Consider the following 22,523-nt stretch of genomic DNA (forward strand, 5'->3'; position numbering starts at 1 on the left):
AAAGAAGAGGGAATCATATGATAAAGCGATATGCGCTTTCGCCGTTCGAACAAATAAACAGCACGATCCTTGATCAAGATGAGGAATGGGTCATTGTTTCACAGCTCCCTAACTTGATCTCCAGCTATGAAACGCTTTTTGAGCTGGAACAGCCGACTACCACTACATCGTTGTTTAGCGATTATGGCTTTCTCTCAGCAAATGGGCGCTTCTACCTGTTTGCATCTTTGGTCACTGCCTTTTCCATTGTGGATGGCGATCCTTTGGAAATCGACATGTTTCTGCTTCAGCTTGAAGAATACATGATTGCCCAAGAGTCAACAGGCACCATCATCTATTGGATCGATGGGCAATATGAGGAATTGCTGGTGAAAAACGCAGCGGTCTACCATGTTGTTATTCACATTTTCGACCTCGACAAAATGGGAAAAAACGATTAAAATGTAAAGTGATTCTTCATTTCTTTACATACAGTTTTACTTGCGAAAAGGGGGTAAGTATAATGGGATTGGTCATCATTTTTGCACTTGTGACATTGTTAGCGCTTTACGGAATTGTACGTTCATTGCGTCAAAAGAATATACTTGCTTTATTATTTGGTTTAGGAACAGCGGCTGTATTCGGCTGGTTTACCATTATGACCGTCATTCATCACGGATTTCCAACGGGCACACATTAAAACAAGAACAGGTTGTAGACAAAGTCAAAATCGGCTTTGTCTACAACCATTTTTACGCGGTCTCTATTCAGGTGATATGTCCACACGAGACGGGCTTGAGTTTTTATTTTCGTTTAATTTTTCGCGGACACTTGTCACTTTTTCAGCCATGCTTCGTTTTTTATCGCGTCGGTCATCAATTCGTATATTGGTCGCTACCCGCTGAATTCCATTGGAAAATGGAACCTCATGGATCGCTTGAATGACTTCAAACAATACGGAAAGCTCCCCTTCAATGATCGTATTCATTGGCGTCAGCATAAAATCAATCTTTCTCTCTCGTTTATACACTTCCAACACTTTTTGAATTTCAGCTACATACTCACTTACGCTTGGTCCTTGCGTTCCGATTGGAATTACTGTTACATCAACAATGGCCATTTGTCTAGCTCCCTTTATCTCAGTTTCTTTTTCTACCTCAATTATAATCGGAGGAGCTTCGTTTCTTCAACTGATGGCCAATAAGGAAAGCAGCATTTTTAAAGCATGCTCTTTAATTTGTCCGAACTGTTCGAGCGGCAACGGATTGACTCCTTCACCCAACTCAACCGTATAGCCTGGACGTTTCCATTCTTGAATAAACCAATCACGATAACCGGCATGGCTATCAATATAACGGACTGCTTGATATCCGCTCGCTTTTGCTAATGCGTTTACAATCGGTTCCGCGTCTTCCGGTTCCCAGCCTTCATATCCCCAATAAATTTCTTTTCCTTGGGTATGAAACGCCACTATTATTTCAAAATCACGATTGTAGGCTAAATCTGCCATGGCTTTCGCCTCAGGCTCTGTCAGAGGGGAAAATCCCGGAAAGTCGCGAGGGGCAGGTGATTTCGGGATTTTTCTGGCTTGTTCTATTTCCCATTTAGCTGGAAACTGATTATTTAAATCGACTCCGCGAATATTCGCTTTCCATTGCGAAAAATCTCGTTCTCCTTGATTGATCCGCAATACTTCGCTTCGATATGGTTCTTGATTTGGCGGTCCGTTCAACACTAAATCTACTCCATCTGGATTGACCATCGGCACAATTGACAATGTTACTTTTTTGTAATAATCCATTAGCGTATGTCCAAACAAGACATTTCCATTTGTCAATGCCAGTACATACTCATTAATAAATGACATAATGGCCGCCGTCGTGATCCATTCATTCGCATGAAAGGAGCCATTCAAATGAATTTTTTTCGGGCCGCATCCAATCGTCAACTCTATGATCGGCTGCCCTAATACACTTGTTCCAATTACTTTTTGTTTAATAAAGGGGTAATGTGTGCATAGGTCGTCAATATCTTGTTTCATACTAGCAAAATCATACGGTTTTTGTCCATTAACCAATGTCGCCTCAATCCGCCGGGGAATTCGTAATGGAAGACGGTCATCGTTCATTCGCTGCAGCACTTCTGTAGGCAGCGAAGCCAAGCAGGCGATTTGCTCCAGTGTTTCTGATGTTTGACTATGATACGCGACGACATCATATCCTGGAATTTGAATGATTTCACCATCATGCAATTCATTACTTACATGCGGATTTGCTTCCGCTATTAACTCGTGCGGAATAGCCAGCCATTGGCTATACATATGCAACGTATCGCCTTGTCGGGCACGAATCATCCGTTGTATCGCCTCCTTCATTTCTTTCCTTCTTTTCAACATATGATGGAGTGAAAAGAAAATGACCGATAAACAAGCGCAGGCCCCATTCCATCATGAATGGGGCCTGTAGCGCTTTCTGTCTAATGAGTTTTGACAGTTACCGTTCATTCACCATATTGATTACCACCCGAAGACAATAAGTGAAGCAATTAGATTGGGAGCCACGAATTTTTTCAACCGACAAACTACATTTAGATATAACATAACCAGTGATGTGGATCATCCAATCAACCCGATTGATACGCTAGATTCCTGACTTTTCTGCCGTAGTCGGCAAGCGACTACTCGTTTTCCGCTTTTTCATTATAAAAACGGAGTAAATCTCCATATATAATTTTATCGGAATAATCAAGTTCCTGCTTCACTTTTTCCGCATACGGCTCGCAATGTGAGTTATCTGTTTTCAATCCTGTCTTTTTATCATAACAAGTATTATCTTTATAAACATAATCTTTTGTAACAAAGCTTCCATCTCGCAATATCGCCAAATTTAGCTTGTCTTGAGCGAACAAATCCTGACCAAAATGAATATCATTTTTCGTGTCAATTCCTAATAAATGAAGCAAAGTTGGCTTCACATCGATTTGTCCCGCTACTTTCGAAATGACTTTTGGATGCTGATCCGTCACCCCTGGAATATGGATGATTAAAGGAACCCGCTGTAATTGAACATGGTCGACAGGAGTAATCTCCTCTTTTCCTAAATACTGCGCCATCGCTTCATTATGGTTTTCCGAAATGCCATAGTGATCGCCGTATAAAATAATGACAGAGTTTTCGTAGAGCCCTTCCTTCTTCAGCCATTCAACAAACATTTTCAGCGACTCATCCATATAACGAACCGTCGGGAAATAGCGATTGACAGTCCGATCATTCGACGTATACTCCGGCACCATTCGATCCTCTTCCTCTAATTCAAATGGAAAATGGTTAGTCAGCGTAATCAGCTTAACGTAAAACGGCTGAGGCAATGTTTTTAAATGCGCAACGGATTGCTCAAAGAAATGCTGATCCTTTAATCCCCAACCTACCGAATTTTCTTCTGTCACATGAAAATCATCCAAGGAAAAATATCGGTCATAACCAAGCGAATGGTACATTACGTCGCGATTCCAAAAACTTTTATTATTAGCATGAAATACGGCGGTATAATAGCCCTTGTTTTTTAGAATTTCCGGAGTGGCATGGTATTCATTGGTCGCATGAGTAAAGAAAACCGCGCCGCGTCCAAGCGGATACAAGGAGTTTTCAATTAAAAACTCCGCATCAGATGTCTTCCCTTGTCCTGTTTGATGATAGAAATGATCAAAATAGTAGCTTTCCTTGATAAAATCATTTAAAAACGGAGTAATCTCTTGTCCATTGATCTGGTTATTGATCACAAAGCTCTGCAACGATTCCATTGACACAATAATCACGTTGCGGTCTTTAGCGATGCCAAACAATTGCTGATCTGGTTCCTTTTCATTCGCGCGAATATAGTTTTCAATTTCAGCGAGCTCGTTGCCATTCGCTAACACTCTTTGCGCTTTTGTCTTCGATTGCAAAACGGCATCATAAATTAAATAGTTGTACATGCCGATATTTTTGACCAGCATTTTTCTGTCAAACGTTCTCGTTAATAGCTCCGGTCTTTGTCCTTCTGCAAGATCGAGATTCACTAAAACAAGCGCGGTCAATATTAAAAAGTAAGCAGAGCGTTCTGTTTTTGTCACGCGCTCAAATGCCACAAACGACGATTTTTTCCAAACCAACCATGCAAATAGAGCAACATCGACAAACATCAATAAATCAGCAAAGTGGAACAACTCAAACACGCTATTCCCTAAATCCCCTAAATTACTCGTTTGAAACAGTACGGGAAGCGTAATAAAATCGTTAAAAAATCGATAGAACATTACATTAATATACAACAAAACGGTGACTAAAAAGCTAATGGCAACAATGTAGCGGTTGCGCCATTTTTCTTTCATAAATAAAGCAAATCCGAAAACAAGCAATAAAAAGCTTAATGGATTAATAAATAAGATAAACTCTTGAAGCGATGACTCAATTTCAATATCAAAGCTAGTTTTATAGACAATATATGTCTTCAGCCATAACCAAACTATGGCGATCAGCAAAAAGCGATGCTTTCTGATCATTTTGTTCCATCCTTTCTTCTACCAGAAACAAACCATAAAATGGATATTATTCCTATTTTCCACCATATATCTTAATATTCTTTTGACAAAAAGGCAACTTATTTTTGTTATATGGCCGATACATAAACTTTTTGCAACAACTTCCTATAGATGTAACTCGACACGTTCATTTTTGTATAAATAGAGGGTAAAAACTGTTTGTTGACAGTCGAACGATCAAGCAATGCTGCTTCACAGAACCATCCATGGGCCTGAAAGCGATAGGGCTCAGAACCTTCCGGACATATTTTTTCAGTTTGATATAGAGAGCTAGTCATTCAACCCTTCCAGAGTCGCGACAAAACTTTTCATGCTAGCAGTCTATTAGCCATTTGACTCGCAAGCCACATTTCTATGTAAAAAGGGCCTTTCTGAAGGTACTGCATGCATCATGGATATACGTTTGTCACCAAGAAAAAGTTTCACTTGGATTTGTTCAATCATCATAATAGGGAGATGCGTCCATCTTTGTTCCAAAGTGAGCAGGGGATGATCTGATTTTAACAGGGAGCCGATCGTCGAGAAAATAGGGATTCTTCTTCTGGGGATTACCCTAACGCTTGAACATAGAAGCTTCTCTGCTCCACAACGAAAATGGTCCTCAATGTTCCTTCGGGTGATTTGATCGCTTGTATCCGACAATTCGAGTGCTTTCGTACTTAGATATTTTGTGCATGAAAAAATGCTTGGTTTTCGCACGCTTTTTCTCCAGACACCCCATATATCCGGCGAACAAAGAACATGAGCGATCGAATATAGCAAAAATCGGGGTGATCGCCCACCGAAATTTATCTCTCCCTACCATTTTTACACGCTTAAAAAGGGAGACTTCTTTCCTAAGTGGGGATTAGGAACAATAGAAGCTCCCTCTGCCTTTATGAACCAATCGTCCGTTTTATCAATAAGGTCTAACCTTATGTTTCGTTTTGTAAGATGGCAGGTTGGAGAGTTCCATTCGCTTTATCCGTTAGCATTCGTACTTTCTAAAAACTGCTGCACCATTTGAACACATTTCGTTTTATCATACCCGTTGTAAAAACTGACGGAAAACTTCGCAGGATCACCGAAAAAAAAGCGTTCATAAAGCGTTTGTCTTGTTCCAAACGCGCTCATGGTCATATCCCATGCCAAGCGAAACAATTGTACCCGATCTTCAGCCTCCAGCGTCGCTGCCTGTAAATAGCGATCTAAATCTGAACGAATAGGAGAAGCAAAATCCTTTTCTGTCGGCAAACAAACGAGGCCGCTGGCGCCAAGCAATTGAACAATTTCTGCAAAACGCGGATACATTCGCGGATATAAAAAGGCTGACGCAGATAACGGTTCTAGGGCAGGAATCATCGTACCGCGGCGATCTGGTTTCGCCTCCCTTTCTGATGCCAGCAGCAATGCCTTTAACGCTTCTAATGCAGCAGCAATTTCACTTGCTTTTTCTTTGACATGCTGATATTCCCCAATTTGAATTGATTCAATCAGCAAATGCACGACCCCAAGAAAATATTCCGTCTTGACTACTCTCCTGGAAAGTACCTGATGCAAAAGCATCGCCGATAAATGGCTCTCTGTATACAGTTCTTTAGCCAGCCATGCATTTTTATATAAAAATACACGGTCCCACGGTACAAGCACATGATCAAAAACAACAAGCGCATCCACTTCATCAAATCGCGAACTTAGCGGATAATTAAACGCCGACGAGCCGCCTGCAAACGATGGGCGACAAATAAACTTTAATCCTGGCGTGTTTGTCGGAAGAGAAAATGCGTAAATATACTCATCACCAATATAATTGCCGCCAGCAGGCAAAACGAGGAGCTCATCGGTGATTCCTCCCTGAGTAGCCAAAAGACGCGCTCCTTTTAAGACAATGCCATCGGCTGTTTCATCGACGACCTTAGCCGCCACAATCTCCTCATTATCTTCTATATAACCAAGAGAACGGTTTTTCTGAGGATTAATAAACGTATGTGTAAAAGACCAATCATGCTTCATTGCTTGCTCATATAAATGACGTACATGCTCGCCATACTCAGGTCGTTGCTCCGCAAACATATCGGCAGCAGCAGCTAAGGCCATGACAGCTGTATTCATGTAGTCAGGTGATCTTCCCATCATGCCGGCACTGATTTTCGCCCACTCCTGAAACATGAGACGTCTTTTTTCCAAATCCTCTTTTGTCGTCGGACGCAAAAAAGAAGCACCTACTAATTCGCCGTTTGGAGACCGGAACGTAAGAATGTGTTGCTTATCTGGATGATGCTGAGCATCATACAATTTCGCTTGGCTGCGCATAATTCCCGAGAAAGCTGGATGCTCAGATCGTTTCCCCGTGACGGGGGTACCATCGATCCAAACATCCGCCTGCTGATTGTCAATCCTTTCAATATACTCGCTTCCTCTAATAATCCCCATGGTTCTTCCTCCTTCTGGCCACTGCTCCAAAATATTTACGAGTATTGTATGCTCAGAAGGATGTACGAGTGATTTCACCATGAACCATCATTCTATTTTTATGGAGAGATCGCTCATTTTACTACATGTCAGCCGTTCTTTCCCTTCGTCTCTTTAAAATTACGAATAAACTTGGCCATGCGGTTCATATAAGAAAAAGGCTGATTGCATGAAACAATCAGCCTTTTATGCTGCTATAATAAAAACGCTTGTTTGGCCAGCCAAGCACCGCCAATCACTCCAGCATCATTGCCGAGCGTTGCCGTAACAATAGAAGCTCCCTCTGCTACACGAGGAAAAGCAAAACGTCTAAAATAATGGCCGGTATGCTGAACTAATATGTCACCAGCTTTGGATACACCGCCGCCAATGACAATTTTTTCCGGATTCAAGGCATTGGCAACATGAGCGAGAGCCAGCCCCAGATGAAAGGTGACAAAGTCAACGATTTCAAGCGCCAATCTGTCATTGGCTTTAGCTGCGTCAAATACATCTTTGGCCGTTACATGCTCTGCTTGCCGCAATATACTATCAGCTTCGCTATTGGTCAGCTTTTCTTTTGCGATACGCACAATTCCTGTTGCCGAAGCGATCGTTTCTAAGCAGCCCGTTTTTCCGCAATTACAAGCAGCTCCTCCGTCCGGGATGGAGGTAATATGGCCAATTTCACCACCTGCACCATTCGTTCCGCGCACGATTTGACCATTGGCAATCACACCGCCGCCAACTCCTGTCCCAAGCGTGACACAAACTAAATTTTTTGCGCCATTCCCTGCTCCTTTCCACATCTCCCCAATGGCTGCCATATTAGCATCGTTATCCACAACAACAGGAAGCGATGTTTCCGCCTCAAGCAGGTTTTTCAAAGGGTAGTTTTTCCAGCCAATATTGACTGTCTCATAAACGACTCCTGTGTCTCCTTTGATAGGACCAGGCGCCCCCATGCCGATCCCTAGTAGCTTCTCTCTTCCTTGACCGTGCTTTTCCAACCTTTGATCAATTGCTTTAGCAATATCAGTAACAATATGTTTTCCGTGATCAGTATGATTTGTATCGATTTCCCATTTATCAATCATTTCCCCATATATATTGATAAACGCCATTTTAATTGTTGTGCCACCTAAATCAACACCTGCTAACCATTTTTCCATGTTCTATTCATCCCTTTTTCATTCGTTTTTCTCGTTCCATTTGTGCCTCATGCCTCACGATCAACAGCGCCATTTGGTATTCCTGCACATCAATCAGCTGCGATTGATATAGCTCCTTTAGCTCCTCCTCCATTAACTCTAAATCAGCTACCCGATCGCCTACATAAATAATCGTTCCAAACTTTTTTAAAAGCTGCTGAACATCATAAACCGTTTTCATCTTTTCACCCGCGCTATATGTTATATATCGTTTTTGTACATATTATAAATTTATAAACAAACGGAGCAAGCCGTCAAGAAAGGAAACGATCCCTACTATAAAAAACATAAAAGAAGGCTTCAGATTGTAGAAAAAGTCACTTTTGGCTTTGCCGGTCATTATTTAAATTAATTATGATTTTTCTATATCAGACTCGCTTGAAAATGCTTGGTTAACAAGAAACATAGACGAGGGAAGATGCAAATCGAACAAAATGTATGAGACGAGCGAAACCAGTAATGCAGAATGAAAGTGTTTATCAACAGTTAAAGGCTTATCTTACGAAAAGATAAGCCTTTTCAGACTGTTGAAAAACGATTTTGTCAACGACAAAATCGTTTTTTTATGATATATATGAAGGAAATACCGATGAGGAGAGCTCCCCTATGTATTTCTACCGATCGAATTTAGAAATTCAAGAAAACCGTCGAGCGTATGAGTCCATGGTCGATTCGAATCATGTGTTGGTTCAAATCGATCGTTTCATGGATTGGAATCATGTGTATCGCTTACTCCAACCGTTTTACTCGATGAACACAGGCCGTCCTTCCATCGACCCTTTAATCTTGGTAAAAATCCTCATGATCCAATACCTAGAAGGGTTTCGTTCCGTTCGATTTACCTGTAAACAAATCCAACAACACATGACCTATCGTTGGTTTTTAGGTCTTTCCCTTCACGATTCCGTTCCTTGTCACTCGAGTGTGTCCAAATTCCTCCGTCATCGAGTCGATCCCCAAGTATGGGAATCGATGTTTGAGCGTGTCCTTCGACAAATTCATGAAGAAGGATTTTTATCGCCCGACACGTGGGCAGCCGATGAAACCGAGTTAAAAGCCCACGCTAATAAACGCAAACGGATCCAAGTCGTTCAGACCGTGGTGGATCAAGAAGAGGAGGAGGTGTTGAAACTCGTGAATGAAAAACGACGACAGCACGGAAAAAAACCCCTTCCTCCTCAAGCCGCAAAAGAAAGGACGAAAACCATCATCTGCAGTACAACGGATCCGGACGCGGGCCTATCGGTCAAACATGACCCACGAGGTCTCTTTGCCTTTCATGATCATCGAATCGTGGATACCCTTCACAACTTGATTTTGGACGCGTATGTGACCGCTGCGACAGTACCAGGACATCGCGTATTAATGGATCGAATCGAGCGAGTCCAACAGCGAGTCGGTATGGTTCCAAAAGAAATCGTCTTGGATGCCGGCTATTATAACGCACGACTTGGGCGAGTACTCGAAAACAAAGGGATGGAAGCGTATATATCGTATCGACGTGTTCATCGAAAAGAACACCCCGATTGTCGTTCGGCACAGTTTCGGTGGGTCGCGGACGATGTGTATGCGTGTCCGTGTGGGGTGAAATTGACCTATTCGACCTCCACCCGTACCGGTTATCATGAATATCGACCCGCTATGAAAGGAAGCTGTGCGGGATGTCCTGCCGCCAAAGGCCCCAAGGATCGCGTCTTCCGAGTATCCGTTCATCAAGACATCTATGATCGAATGAGGAATCGTCGGTTATCGGCAAGGGGCAAGGTGTTGCGATCAGTTCGTCCCGCCACGATCGAGCGAAGTTTCGCAGAAAGCAAAGAACTCCACGGTCTTCGCTTTGCGCGGTACCGAGGAGTTCGATACGTACAGATTCAGGTTTGGATCACCGCCATGATCCAAAACCTAAAAAAATGGGCCAAATTACGATCGCTTCAACTCTATGGCCTATCTTTAACGTACCAAATGTAAAGCCAAAAGAAAAGAAAAAGTTCACATGTTCCGTGAACTTTTTCTTGACGCCTGACTTTTTCAACACTTTGTAAAGGCTTATCTTACGAAAAGATAAGCCTTTTTATCGATCGGGATCGCGCGGATGCAGCACGGTCGGTCTTCGATTTTTTAACGGAATAGGAGAGCGGATCAACACATCGCGCATCGCCCGGTAGGAAAACGGAATAAAGGGCCATAAATAAGGAATCGTAAAGGATTTCATGCGCGCTAGCATCATAACCCACAACGTAATTCCAACGATATAACCGTAAACGCCAAATAAAGAGGTAGCAATGAGTAAGCCAATGCGCACAAGGCGGTTCGCCAATCCCAGCTCATAGCTTGGTGTCGCAAATGTACCAATCGCTGCAATAGAAAAATAAAGAACGACTTCATTGGAAAAAATGCCGACCTCTACAGCAATTCCCCCAATCATCAGAGCCGCCACAAGTCCCAGTGCCGTCGCTAAGGAGGAAGGCGTATGAATCGCCGCCATTCTTAGCATATCAATACCGAGTTCAATCACAATGAGCTGGGCAAATAACGGAAGATCTCCTGTACTTGCTTTCCCAATAAAGGAAAGGGCACTAGGCAGCTGATCAGAATTAGTCATCGCCCAATACCATAGCGGCAGCAGAAAAAGCGAGGCCCAAACAGCTAAAAAGCGGACCAAGCGCAAATAGGCGCCAACAATGGGTTTATTGCGATACTCCTCCGCATGCTGTAAATGGTGCCAAAATGTCGCTGGCATAATCAAGACACTGGGTGAGCCGTCAACCATGACCAAGACATGACCTTCATATAAATGAACGGCCGCCGTATCTGGCCGTTCCGTGTACCGGACAACCGGATAAGGATTCCAATGTCGTCCAGAAATAAATTCTTCAAGTGTTTTTTCTCCCATTGGCAGCCCATCTGTATCAATTTTGGAAATCGATTCCTTCACATTACGAACAATTTCCGGATTTGCGATATCCTCAATATAACAGACACAAATGTCGGTTTTGGATCGCCTCCCTACTTGCATATATTCCATACGCAGCGTTCGGTCGCGCACTCTCCTTCTCGTCAACGCCGTATTAAAAACAATGGTTTCGACAAAGCCGTCACGTGCGCCGCGGACCACCCGTTCCATATCCGGCTCTTGCGGTCCGCGAACCGGATACGTGCGAGCATCAATCAAAATAGCATAAGCGATCCCATCGATCATTAATGCCGTAGGACCTGAAAGCACTCCATCGACAATTCGATTTAAATCATCCGTCTTTTCTAATTCAACATAAGGCAAATATGTTTTTAACAATTTCTCGATCGGACTTTCCTGAAGCGCTTGTTGATCAAGGGTTGCTAAAAACTTCATGATATAGTGCAAGATATCATCTTTGACAAATCCATCAATCATAAAAAAAGCCATGCTGCGTCCTGCATATTCTACATCTAAATGAATAACATCAAAACTTTTGCCAACACCTAGACGCTCACGCAAATAAGCAACATTTTCAGACAATGATGTGGAAATAGCCCGCTTTGTTCGTTCCATCGTTTTTTCACCTGCACGATCTCTCATTTATCCTCCAGCATTGACAGCCGCGCGAGAATTCATACATATTTTCCAAATTCTCTGCATATACATTGGTGAAAACTTGTCCATATTATTGGAGGAAAAATATGAAGCGAGCACTTTTTTGGATGATCCCTCTATTTGTCACACTATTGATAAGCCTTTATCTTTTTCCGTTTTCTTTTGAGAATCCATCACAAGAGGCCATCACTTTTTTTCCTATTGACCAAGAGGCTAGCTTTCAGCAAACCGCAACCGTTTTACATGCTCGGTCACCAAAATCGCACCATTCATATTCCCTTTCTTGGACGGTCTCTTCTTCTTTAAACGAAAAAGTGTATTTGCGGCAAGATATTTCTTTGCTGTTTGCAGATGGACGTTTAATGGGGACTTTGTCTAAATGGAGAGAGGCTGACCAATCACTGCGGCAAGAACGGTCCTTTCAGTCGACCGATAGTCATTTTTTCCAAGCGATTTCTTTTCACTATGGAGAGATTCATCGCGGAGACACCATTACGAGCAGTCAAAAAATGAGTGGTGATCAATTATATGTCATTGCTTCTCCATACTCTCCATTTACTTCTTTCCGTCACGCCAAAACAGCAAATGAAAAAGAATGGCAGCGAGTATTAAATAAAGACTCCTCACAGCTTCTTAAATATACAGCTAAAGCAATGATTGAAGAAATAGGGGTTAATGAACGACGCTACTATCACTTGTATTTGCCAGAGCTGCTTTCCTATAACGAGCAGCCGTTTCCTGATCTTTCGCAAGCAAAAACCCAAGCCATTATCGGCAATCTATGGGAAGGATTGTACAAAAACTATTTTTTAGGAATCAAACAAAAGGATGGATCGATTACTTCGCCAATTGGAAGCACCGTTCCGCTTCTTTTAATAAGTAAAGACTACTCCCATTTAATTATTTTGACGAAAACGAAAAATGGGGAAACTGTGCAATTGCGCCAGCATATTTCCCCATAATCTTTATCCTTTAAATCCCATATATAAACTAAAAGAAAGCAATGACAATGTCACGAGAAACGAAAGCAATTGCTTGCTCCATGAACGATGGAGCGGCAAGTGAACGATATTGGCTGCCAGAAAACCACCAATCAAACCACCGATATGTCCGGCGTTATCAATCCCGGGAATCAACAGTCCCAACCCTAGATTAAGCACGATTAATCCTATAATATTAGTCCCCATTGTTTGAAAGAAAAGATGGCGGTATACCGTACCAAAATAAAGAAGGGCGCCAAATAAGCCGAAAATCGCTCCAGACGCTCCTGCGGAGATGGAAGAGGTGAATAAAAAACTGCCGACTGTTCCGAAGAAGCCTGCCAACAAGTAAATAAACAAAAAGCGCCAAGAGCCATATAAACGTTCGACCACGATTCCTAAATAATATAGCGCCATTGTATTCATTAATAAATGAAGAAAACCAATATGTAAAAAAACCGGTGTAATCAGCCGCCACCATTCCCCAGATTGAATCAGCGGGTTAAACTTTGCTCCATATTGAATCAGCACAGCAGAATTCGTGCTGCCTCCTTTCCATTCAAGAAAAAGAAACATCAATACTTGGATCGCGATTAATGCATAAACGATCCGTGGCTGGCCGTGCTCCATCAGGCGCTTCTCTTTTTCTTGCCTTTCTTTTTCTAGGCGGAAGACATGCCTTTGGATAGACTGGATCGCAAACTGGGGGTCCATGTCGTGTTCGATCGCGGGCAGCGAAACGGAAACATGGATGATTTGGCTTATGTCCTGCAACGCTTGCATCCGGTTGGCTGAATGAACCAATATCGTATGTAAGCTCGAATGCTCAGTGGGTTCATTCACGATCCATTCCCAATCATCAACCGGCGGATAAGCGGAAATATAGATATTCAAGATTGGAAGCGAACGGCGTAAATGCCGTTTTTGCAGCTGTTCAGCTATCTGGCGCGTATATTCAAGATCACGTTGGAGCCAGCTGCTCCAATCGATATCATACCGCACAAGCCGAATAAGCGGAGCGCCTTTATGCTCGAAAGACTCTAACCATATTTCATGAGGCGCATTCGATAATTTGATAATTCGATAGCGGTTTTTCACCAAAAAGTATACGAGCTGCCAATAAAACAGATCCACGTTTCCCTCTCCCTTTCATATCGTTAAAAACCACGTGCTATGACGAAAAGCTTATTTTTTAGCCATTGTACCATAATTAATGAAAAACTTGCGAAACAACTGCTTTGCGAACAAATGGAATGCTCATTCCTGCACGCACAAGCAGTGTCTGCAAGGGACGAATGCTCAATGCTCCATTCAGCAACCGATAACGATAGCGATACAGGAAAATCGCAGCGATTACAGCCGTAATGGCATATATCGTTTTATTCACTTTTTTCGCCTCCCATTCATGATTTCTCTATTCTTTTTCCCCAAAACCGATAAATTATAAAACGCATCCTTTATGCTTTATGAAGGATGCGTCAGACTATGGATAAACGCTTTCATTCTGTGACACTGGCCCCGTTCGTCCACTCACACTCATAAGCGTCTTTTGTTCGATTTGCGTCTTCATTCGACTACGCTCATTTTCTGCCAAGCGTTGTCCAGCCGGTCTGCAAGTAGAATGTCACCATGAACGGATGTTGCATAAACCTCCCTCACCTACTCTCCGTTAAGAGATAGGAGACTTCTCGGTGGACGATGTTAAAATAGTTGTAGACAAAGTCCAAATGGACATTGTCTACAACTAACACAGCTTTTTTATGAAGGATGCGCTTTATTTCCGAAAAAAGGGTTAAGAACATTTTTTAATACCGTGGCTGAATGGGAGAATTTCGCTTTTTCCGTTTCTGACAGCTTTAACTCTACAATTTCACGGATGCCGCCGCGATTGACGATGGCTGGAACGCCGATATAAATATCCGCATGGCCATACTCACCGTTTAAATAAGCAGATACCGTCAGCACAGAATTTTCATTTTGTAAAATCGCCTTTGTTAAACGGGCAAGACCCATGGCAATTCCATAATAGGTTGCCCCTTTGCGCTCGATAATATGGTAGGCGGCATCACGAACGTTCGCAAAGATTGTTTCTAAGTCCTCTTGCTTATACTGCTTGCGCTCACGAATAAACTCTGTTACAGCTTTTCCGCCGATATCTGCATGACTCCACACCGGAAGTTCGGTATCGCCATGCTCACCAATAATATAAGCATGAACATTTCTGGCATCCACTTGAAAATACTGTCCGAGCAAATAACGGAAACGGGCTGTATCTAAAATCGTTCCTGAGCCAATCACCCGTTCATGCGGAAGCCCTGAAAACTTCCATGTCGCATAGGTAAGAACGTCGACAGGATTTGTGGCAACAAGAAATATTCCGTTAAATCCACTTTTCATGACTTCTGAAACGATGGATTCAAAAATTTTCATATTTTTATGAACTAAATCTAAACGAGTTTCCCCCGGCTTTTGGTTGGCTCCAGCCGTAATGACAACAAGGTCGGCGTTTTCGCAATCACGATAATCACCAAACCATATTTTCGTTGGTGAAGGAGAAAACGGAAGACCGTGGTTTAAGTCCATTGCATCCCCTTCCGCTTTTTCTTGATTAACATCAATTAACACAAGCTCTTCCGTAATGCCTTGATTGAGCAAAGCAAATGCGTAACTTGAGCCAACAAAACCTGTTCCAATTAGAACAACCCTTTTTCCTAAATGTGCCATCTTTGCTTCTCCACCTTTCACCATTCATAACAAGAGAGCTTTCTTCTATACTTTACCATTATCTATCGGGTTCCTCCCCTTCTTTCTATTGCAAATTCGTGACAAACAAATAAACAATCAGTGAACAAGCAATGGCTAACCAATTTACTAAATCGTTATTAAGTAAACGAATTCCTTTAATATGTACAGTTTTTTGCTGACAGTGCTCCGTTTTTTCTGTTTCAATGCCGCAAACCTCGCAGCGGTACATCGCTTGCCACACCGCTCCTAAATATGTATCAATCATGCAGCCTAAAAAACCGGCGATGCTCACAGCAACAACGGGAACACCATCCCATAGCAGCGAACCGACCACAGCGATTAGTCCAGCTCCTAAACAAGAAGCAGCAAGGCCAAGCCAGGTAACCGCCCCTGATGTCCCCGGCTCCGTTTTTTCCCATGTTGTAACAAGGCGAGGAGACTGGCGGCTGAGACTGCCAATCTCTGAAGCCCATGTATCCGCATTCGCCGCAGCAATGGAAACGATAAACAATCCTTGCCAAACAAAGGAAGGAAAAAAAAGGGAGAGTAGGCTAATGGTCGCCGGAATGCTTCCATTCGCGAAAACTTGAATATAATCCCGTTGCGATCCTTTTGCGACTTTTTCCGCTACTCTTTCCTTTTTCCGATGACAAAAATGGCTCCAAAAGCTTGATGTAACAAAAAATACGCCTAATAGGCATAATCCCTTCCAAGCAAATCCAGCAGCAACTGCTGTTCCAACCAAAACGGTCGCTAATGCTCCCGATATCGATAAAGAGCGGACAACGAAGCCGCCAATAGCCACGATCCAAATAGCAGCTATATATAGCCATTCATTCATCACACATCATAACCTTTTCATTAGTAACAATCATGTCAACCGGAATGTCATGCGCTTCAAATGGAACATGGTTTACCACTTGAAAGGAATAAGCAAGCGAAATCGTCGGCCGCCAAAAATGCTGCAGGTAACGGTCATAGTATCCGCCCCCATAGCCGATTCGATATCCTGCTTTGGAAAAGCATACTCCCGGAACGATCATCACATCGATTTGCCGAGAAGCGACTTCTTCCGTCATGGCTACAATCGGCTCCTGTAAACCGAAATAAACAGACTCTAATTGATCAAATGAACGGATGGCGCGAAATGTCATCGTTTTTTCTTGTGGATCACATTTTGGGACGCATACCGTTTTTCCTTCCTGCCAAGCCTTTTCAATAATGGGTTTTGTGTTAATTTCGTTCTCTCTGGAAATGGTGATCCCAATGGTTTCCGCCTGCTGCCAAACCGGCAAAGCGTACAGATTCTCCGCAATTTGCGCGTCATACTCGTTCTTTTGCTTTGCTGATAAGCTTCTTATTTTTTCTTTCATTTGCTTGCGAAGCGCGCTTTTTTCCTGCAATTCATTCCCTCCTCTGCTTTGCCCTCCTCCTCACTTACCTAAGTTGAAGTGGAGCATTCCTGTCCTTCTCTTCGGTAAAGACCGATTCATTCCCCACTTATGGAAGCAGGAGATTTCTCATTTGAGATGATAAAAAAGCAGCAGGAAAACGTTTCCTACTGCTTACTTTGTTTCGCGATGAAGGGTCGCTTTTTTGTCTCTTGGACAATATTTTTTTAACTCTACACGATCTGGATTGTTGCGTTTATTTTTTGTTGAAATATAGTTACGTTCGCCGCATTCTGTGCAAGCCAATGTAATATTTACGCGCATGATCATTTCCCTCCAAACTTTATAAACTTATAATCAGACTTTTCTATGATAGCACTTTTTTGCGGCAATTTCCATATTTAATTTATGCATTTTGATACTGGCGAATTTTTTTTATATAATAAATCATCGTTTCACGTGCTCTTTGAACATCCAGGGCTTCAGAATAAATGGTAAACATCGGCTGATCCAGCTCCGGTAAAATAAACGTCCAGCCGCCATCAGGATGATATAATTTAATTCCGTCATTGACATCGACAATCGTTTCGTTCTCATCCTCCATCAGTCGACGCAATACAATCGCCCGGGCGTTCCAAGGACAGAACACATATTCTCTAAGCCAATGCATGCGTGGGGTGGAAGCGGTAATTTCAGATAATGGACGTCCCTCGGCAGCTAGCAGCTGAAGGAGCTGGACAAACGCATAAATGGCATCATAACAAAAATGAAACGGTTGCTGCCATTCTTTGAGCATCTCTTTTCGTGCCCCTTTGATTTTTTTGATTTGCCCATTCATTTGTCTAGCCACGGTCTCTAGCGCAGATGGCGCATAGCTTGGAACCAAAACAGGACATTCTGGCTGAAACCATAACGAGGTGATCGTATATAACGATAGCAGTTGTTCTTCAGTCACTATCGTTCCGCTTTCGTCCATAATCCAAAATTGCTCGCCATCCCTTCCTGTGATTAAAGCAAATAACGCGTCTCCTGTTTTTATATAATCGGCAATATCGCGAAAATCAGCGCTTTTCAGCATTTCAATTTCGCATGGCTGGCCATGAAGCAGTTTGTTTGCAAGATGATGGACATGTGATTCTGAGGCAAGAATTGCTTTGCAGCCACGAAGAGGCAAATGGATTTGTTGCTGCATTTCTTGAATGTAAGAGGCGCTTGGCTGTAGATGAGTATTAGAAAAACCTATTTGTTCCATCGACACACGGCGGATTTGCTCTTGAACGAACGTACGTTCAATTTCTTTTTCTTGTAAATAATTAATCGGATAGCCGTGCTTGTCATACAAATCAATGTAGATGCTTCGATCTTTTTCATCAAGGAAAATATAGACGCCGCCATCATAAGAAGATCGACGAAGCTGGTGACGCACAATCGGCGCAGTAACACTTTCTAGACATTCCGCTGTAACCACTCCTGATGCGTGCAGTCCATGAATAAACGCTTGTTTAATGAGGTTCGTAAATGGGTGTCCATCCCCTGCAACCATTACATGATGATGAACCTGAAGCGTACTTCCATAAGCAGCAGCTAGCCTCGAAGCATATTCGGGCGTCATTTCTACATTAGCAATACCGGCAATCCCGCGTGTTCCAAACAAGGATTTTTGTTGTTGCTTTCCCCAAAACACGGAAGAATGAATCACTGTTCCTTCCGCAATCGTTTTTTCCGGCCAAATTTTCATATTGGGCTTTACCTGCACCCGCGGTTGAAGAGTGCAGCGGCTACCGATTACGGATTGTTCAAGCAGTTCCACGTTGTTGCCTAAATAGGTGCCATCTGCTAAAATACTGCCACGCAATTCGCAATGCTTTCCGATATAGCTTCTCTCCCAAATGATACTTCGTTTCACGGAAGCATGCTCGCCGATTTGCACATTGGGTCCAATGACAGAATGGGCATCGATTTTGACGTTTTGGCGAATAAACGCTCCATTGCCTATAAATGATGGACCGACAATAACCGCACCATCCTCGATTTTCACATCGGATCCGACCCAAACATGGGGAAACAGCTCCTTACCATTGATCGACACTTGCACATGTTTATTTAAAATGTCTATGTGCGCTTTTTGATATTGCTGAATGGTGCCGATATCGAGCCAATAGCCTTTAGCCAAAAAAGCATATAAAGGCACATCCTTTTTTAATAAAAAAGGGAAAACATCATTGCTGAAATCGCACTTTTCATTTTCAATAATATACTCTAAAATTTCCGGTTCAAAAATATAAATACCCGTGTTGACAAAATCGGTATATACTTGGTTCCATTTTGGCTTTTCAATCAGCTGCTTGACCCGCCCTTCACGTGAGACGATAATTCCTCCGTAATTAAGCGGCTGCCGCTCCTGCGACATAACGATCGTGGCTAAAGCGCCTCGCTGGCGATGAAATTCCACCGCTTCAAACAAGTCGATATCGGTTAGCGCATCTCCACTGACAACAATAAACGTGTCATCAATAAAAGAAGCGGCGTTTTTTATGCTTCCTGCTGTGCCAAGTGGCTCATGTTCTTCAAAATAGTCAATATTCACTCCAAATCGGCCGCCGTCTTGAAAATGCTGTTTAATCACTCCCCCTAAATATTGAATGGTCATCGCAATATCAGTAATCTCAAACCGCTTGAGCCACTCAATGGTGTATTCAAGCGCTGGTTTTCCAACAAGTGGGACCATTGGCTTTGGAATGTTGCACGTCAGCGGTCGCAAACGCGTCCCTTTTCCCCCAGCCATAATCACACCTTTCATGATTTTTTCACCTCCCTACCTTTTTTACGGAATATTCTTTCAATATTTTTTATTTTTATTTTAACTCCTTCTCTCCTTACTTACAATAATCTTATCGATTTTATGCATTTATTTATGGTATAGTGAAGTGGGGTGATAGAAAATGATGGAATATACGTTAATTGGATTTGTAATCATTTCCCTTCTTCTTTTGGCTGCGTCTTTTTTCGGAAAAGATCAAATGAAAAGCTTAGAAGAGCAAATAGATCATTTAACGCTTTCATTGGCTCAAGAAACGTATCAACTCAAAAAACGGCTGAAGATATTGGAGGAAGAATTATTAATAAATGAAGAAAAGCCTTTTTCATTAACAGAAAAAATAAAAGACGATTCACCTCTCGCATCATCATATGCCCGTGTATGGGCTCTTTATAAAAAAGGTCTTTCAGCGGAGCAAATTGCCCGGGAAACATCGCTAACGGCTGAAGAGGTGCGCATGATTTTGCGGGGGATTGCTCGATGAACAGAGAAGCGATTCGCGGATTTGCGCTCGGAATGTTATTGTCAACCTCCATCATTGGCATCATTTATTATCAGCAGCCAGTTAAATCAACGAAAGCGCAGCTTGATGCCTATTTGCAAAAAAACGAGTTGGTCGTTTTGGCAAAAACAGAATATCAAGCGCTAAAAAAAGCAGCGGAAACGAAGGCGCAGGCTGCTTCTCCACAGACAACGACAACGGCACCGCCAGCAACCATTCGTATTTATCGGCTTGTTATTAACAAAGGAGATGTTCCCACAAAATTTGCTAAAGAACTAGAAGAAGCGAAAATTATCTCTGACGATCAGGCTTTGACCAACTATTTAAACGCCCATCAACTCACTGGACAAATTCGTCCCGGCACATATGAAATACGCAGTGATATGAAATATGAGGAAATCGCTCGCATGATTACCCATTCAAAAAGGTGACCCCTTAAAGGGCCACCTTTTTACATTTATCCATTTAAATCGTAATGCTTTCCTTTTACGAGATAGACGACATGCTCTCCTAAATTAGTCGCATGATCGGCGATACGTTCAATATAGCGGGCAATCAAGGAAAATTGGTTAATTTGCAAAGCATTTTCTTGATTGGTGGCGTTCAATCGCAGCAGTTCCCTCATGATTTGTCCATATAACTCATCTACTTCATCGTCCATTTCTGCAATTTTCCGAGCCAATACCACATCTTCTTCGTAATATGCTTTTAAACCAATGGACACCATTTCTAGCGCAACACGGTGCATTTGCATGATTTTTTCCATTTCCAGCGCAAATGGACGGTCGCCCATTCGAATCGCCGCTTTCGCAATATCAACAGCAAAATCAGCAATGCGTTCAATATCTGTTGCAATTTTAATCGCAATGACAATTCTCCGCAAATCAATGGCTACCGGTTGTTGTTTCGCAATGAGCAAAATAGCAAAATCGTTGATTTCTTCTTCCAAAGTGTCAATTTGACTGTCGTTGTCAATAATTTGCAATGCTAATTCAATATTTTTGTGTTGAAATGCCTGAATGGAATGATTTAACGCTGTTTCGGTTAAGCTGCCAAGTTCCAGCAGCTTTTGCTGTAATGTTTTTAAATCATAGTCGAATTTTTCTCTGGCCGGCATATTGGTTCCACCTTTCGTTTAGCCGAATCTTCCGGTAATATAGTCCTCGGTGCGCTTGTCCGAAGGATTGGAAAATAAACGGTCTGTGTCATCATATTCGACCACTTCACCATTTAAGAAAAAGGCTGTTTTATCAGAAATACGCGCGGCCTGCTGCATATTATGTGTAACGATAATAATGCTATAGTTCTCTTTAAGCCTTTGAATCAGCTCTTCTATTCTTAATGTAGAAATCGGATCTAAAGCGGATGTCGGTTCGTCCATTAAAATCACATCCGGTTCAATGGCGAGACAGCGGGCAATGCATAAACGCTGTTGCTGCCCTCCCGATAATCCGCCGGCATTATCATAAAGGCGATCCTTCACTTCGTCCCAAAGGGCCGCACCGCGCAAGCTTTTTTCCACAATCTCATCAAGTGTTCGTTTGTCGCGAATCCCATGAATGCGTGGACCATAAGCGACATTATCATAGACGGATTTAGGAAATGGATTAGGCTTTTGGAAAACCATTCCGACTTGTGTACGCAGTTCTTCCACCCGATATGATTGATCGAAAATATTGCGGTTGCGATAAACAATCTCTCCAGATGTGCGCACATTCGGAACTAGTTCGATCATTCGATTTAATGTTTTAATATAGGTCGATTTTCCGCATCCGGAAGGACCAATGATCGCCGTCACTTCATTTTCATAAATATCCAGATAAATATTCTTTAAAGCATGATGCTCACCATACCACAAATTTAATTCACTTGTACGATAAACAATCTCTTTATCTTTCTCTGCCGGTTTCGAAATTGCCCCGTTTTCCGCTTTTGTCTTGATCATTGTCAATTCCATTGGGTTCTCTTCCTCCATCCATATAAGCATCAGAAGCCAACGATATTCATCGATATTGTCTTTCGTTTATTATCATCCTATTGATCATAAGCATACAAAACACGTGATTTCGCTTTTTGTAACACCTAAAGAGTACTATAAGACTTTTAACTTGGTTTTAAGAGATTGTTAAGCTTTTGTAAAGCAAAAAGGCACTCAATAATGAGTGCCTCTTCAAAATGGTTCTAGCTTTTCAGTTGGTGTTTGCCTTTACATCTGTGCTTTTGCCGGAAAACGCCCAGCACCGTCATTTTACATTCATTGAATGGTCTGCGAAATAACGTTGTTTAGCCTCATCCCTACGTAAATGTAACATGTCGAA

General features: G+C 42.4%; 22 protein-coding genes. 6 read left to right on the top strand and 16 right to left on the bottom strand.

Annotated features, from left to right (window positions below; genetic code table 11):
* Positions 1–17 precede the first annotated feature (17 nt).
* Together GRQ40_RS12955 and GRQ40_RS12960 are read left to right on the top strand one after the other, a co-directional pair.
* Positions 18–440 (top strand): hypothetical protein, encoded by a 423-nt coding sequence (locus GRQ40_RS12955; protein WP_066145840.1) that lies wholly within the window; start codon positions 18–20, stop codon positions 438–440.
* 62 nt (positions 441–502) lie between these two features.
* Positions 503–679 (top strand): DUF2759 domain-containing protein, encoded by a 177-nt coding sequence (locus GRQ40_RS12960; RefSeq protein WP_044744516.1) that lies wholly within the window; start codon positions 503–505, stop codon positions 677–679.
* 63 nt (positions 680–742) lie between these two features.
* Here GRQ40_RS12960 and GRQ40_RS12965 read toward each other — a convergent pair whose 3' ends face one another.
* From GRQ40_RS12965 to GRQ40_RS12990, 6 genes are all read right to left on the bottom strand, one after another.
* Positions 743–1,099, bottom strand: a complete 357-nt coding sequence (locus GRQ40_RS12965) for an MTH1187 family thiamine-binding protein (RefSeq protein WP_159720139.1) — start codon at positions 1,097–1,099, stop codon at positions 743–745.
* A gap of 66 nt (positions 1,100–1,165) precedes the next feature.
* Positions 1,166–2,332 (bottom strand): M14 family metallopeptidase, encoded by a 1,167-nt coding sequence (locus GRQ40_RS12970; RefSeq protein ID WP_159720140.1) that lies wholly within the window; start codon positions 2,330–2,332, stop codon positions 1,166–1,168.
* Positions 2,333–2,655: 323 nt separating this feature from the next.
* A complete protein-coding gene (locus GRQ40_RS12975) occupies positions 2,656–4,518 on the bottom strand; it encodes an LTA synthase family protein (protein WP_201295960.1) in 1,863 nt (620 codons plus the stop codon).
* A 999-nt stretch (positions 4,519–5,517) separates the two neighbouring features.
* Positions 5,518–6,969, bottom strand: a complete 1,452-nt coding sequence (gene hpaB, locus GRQ40_RS12980) for a 4-hydroxyphenylacetate 3-monooxygenase, oxygenase component (RefSeq protein ID WP_159720141.1) — start codon at positions 6,967–6,969, stop codon at positions 5,518–5,520.
* A gap of 233 nt (positions 6,970–7,202) precedes the next feature.
* On the bottom strand, positions 7,203–8,159 hold the full coding sequence (locus GRQ40_RS12985) for an ROK family glucokinase (protein ID WP_066145852.1): 957 nt from the start codon (positions 8,157–8,159) through the stop codon (positions 7,203–7,205).
* Between the two features lie 7 nt (positions 8,160–8,166).
* Positions 8,167–8,379: a YqgQ family protein gene (locus tag GRQ40_RS12990; protein ID WP_044744522.1), complete on the bottom strand. Its 213-nt coding sequence runs from the start codon at positions 8,377–8,379 to the stop codon at positions 8,167–8,169.
* Between the two features lie 425 nt (positions 8,380–8,804).
* Here GRQ40_RS12990 and GRQ40_RS12995 point away from each other — a divergent pair, with 425 nt between their 5' ends.
* Complete coding sequence (locus tag GRQ40_RS12995) at positions 8,805–10,166, top strand: IS1182 family transposase (RefSeq protein WP_159719233.1); 1,362 nt, start codon at positions 8,805–8,807, stop codon at positions 10,164–10,166.
* Between the two features lie 103 nt (positions 10,167–10,269).
* Here GRQ40_RS12995 and GRQ40_RS13000 read toward each other — a convergent pair whose 3' ends face one another.
* On the bottom strand, positions 10,270–11,727 hold the full coding sequence (locus tag GRQ40_RS13000) for a spore germination protein (RefSeq protein ID WP_159720890.1): 1,458 nt from the start codon (positions 11,725–11,727) through the stop codon (positions 10,270–10,272).
* 128 nt (positions 11,728–11,855) lie between these two features.
* Between GRQ40_RS13000 and GRQ40_RS13005 the strand changes: the two genes are divergently transcribed.
* A complete protein-coding gene (locus GRQ40_RS13005) occupies positions 11,856–12,731 on the top strand; it encodes a hypothetical protein (protein WP_159720142.1) in 876 nt (291 codons plus the stop codon).
* Positions 12,732–12,734: 3 nt separating this feature from the next.
* Here the strand turns inward: GRQ40_RS13005 and GRQ40_RS13010 are convergent, their stop codons facing one another.
* The 7 genes from GRQ40_RS13010 to GRQ40_RS13035 form a co-directional block, all read right to left on the bottom strand.
* A complete protein-coding gene (locus GRQ40_RS13010) occupies positions 12,735–13,883 on the bottom strand; it encodes a rhomboid family intramembrane serine protease (RefSeq protein WP_159720143.1) in 1,149 nt (382 codons plus the stop codon).
* Between the two features lie 76 nt (positions 13,884–13,959).
* The gene (locus GRQ40_RS18335) at positions 13,960–14,136 is read right to left on the bottom strand and encodes a hypothetical protein (RefSeq protein ID WP_197430989.1); all 177 of its coding nucleotides are present in this window, start codon (positions 14,134–14,136) and stop codon (positions 13,960–13,962) included.
* Positions 14,137–14,507: 371 nt separating this feature from the next.
* The gene (locus tag GRQ40_RS13015) at positions 14,508–15,473 is read right to left on the bottom strand and encodes an L-lactate dehydrogenase (protein WP_159720144.1); all 966 of its coding nucleotides are present in this window, start codon (positions 15,471–15,473) and stop codon (positions 14,508–14,510) included.
* Positions 15,474–15,558: 85 nt separating this feature from the next.
* Positions 15,559–16,335 carry a DUF92 domain-containing protein gene (locus GRQ40_RS13020; protein WP_044744526.1) on the bottom strand — a complete coding sequence of 259 codons (777 nt, stop codon included), beginning with the start codon at positions 16,333–16,335 and terminating at the stop codon, positions 15,559–15,561.
* Entirely contained in the window at positions 16,328–16,897 is a 570-nt protein-coding gene (locus GRQ40_RS13025) for a 5-formyltetrahydrofolate cyclo-ligase (RefSeq protein WP_044744527.1), read from the bottom strand. Before GRQ40_RS13025 ends, GRQ40_RS13020 begins: the two co-directional genes overlap by 8 nt.
* A gap of 162 nt (positions 16,898–17,059) precedes the next feature.
* On the bottom strand, positions 17,060–17,209 hold the full coding sequence (rpmG, locus tag GRQ40_RS13030; protein ID WP_044744528.1) for a 50S ribosomal protein L33: 150 nt from the start codon (positions 17,207–17,209) through the stop codon (positions 17,060–17,062).
* 82 nt (positions 17,210–17,291) lie between these two features.
* Positions 17,292–19,685, bottom strand: a complete 2,394-nt coding sequence (locus tag GRQ40_RS13035) for a sugar phosphate nucleotidyltransferase (protein ID WP_159720145.1) — start codon at positions 19,683–19,685, stop codon at positions 17,292–17,294.
* A 142-nt stretch (positions 19,686–19,827) separates the two neighbouring features.
* Between GRQ40_RS13035 and GRQ40_RS13040 the strand changes: the two genes are divergently transcribed.
* Together GRQ40_RS13040 and GRQ40_RS13045 are read left to right on the top strand one after the other, a co-directional pair.
* Positions 19,828–20,187: a hypothetical protein gene (locus GRQ40_RS13040; protein ID WP_044744530.1), complete on the top strand. Its 360-nt coding sequence runs from the start codon at positions 19,828–19,830 to the stop codon at positions 20,185–20,187.
* Complete coding sequence (locus GRQ40_RS13045) at positions 20,184–20,636, top strand: endolytic transglycosylase MltG (protein WP_066145863.1); 453 nt, start codon at positions 20,184–20,186, stop codon at positions 20,634–20,636. Before GRQ40_RS13040 ends, GRQ40_RS13045 begins: the two co-directional genes overlap by 4 nt.
* 26 nt (positions 20,637–20,662) lie before the next feature.
* Here GRQ40_RS13045 and phoU read toward each other — a convergent pair whose 3' ends face one another.
* Complete coding sequence (gene phoU, locus GRQ40_RS13050; RefSeq protein ID WP_159720146.1) at positions 20,663–21,322, bottom strand: phosphate signaling complex protein PhoU; 660 nt, start codon at positions 21,320–21,322, stop codon at positions 20,663–20,665.
* 18 nt (positions 21,323–21,340) lie between these two features.
* Positions 21,341–22,150, bottom strand: a complete 810-nt coding sequence (pstB, locus tag GRQ40_RS13055) for a phosphate ABC transporter ATP-binding protein PstB (protein ID WP_236546459.1) — start codon at positions 22,148–22,150, stop codon at positions 21,341–21,343.
* Positions 22,151–22,523: the final 373 nt, after the last annotated feature.

Origin of the sequence: Anoxybacillus sp. PDR2 (assembly GCF_009834045.1) — a bacterium.
GTDB classification, from domain to species: domain Bacteria; phylum Bacillota; class Bacilli; order Bacillales; family Anoxybacillaceae; genus Anoxybacteroides; species Anoxybacteroides rupiense.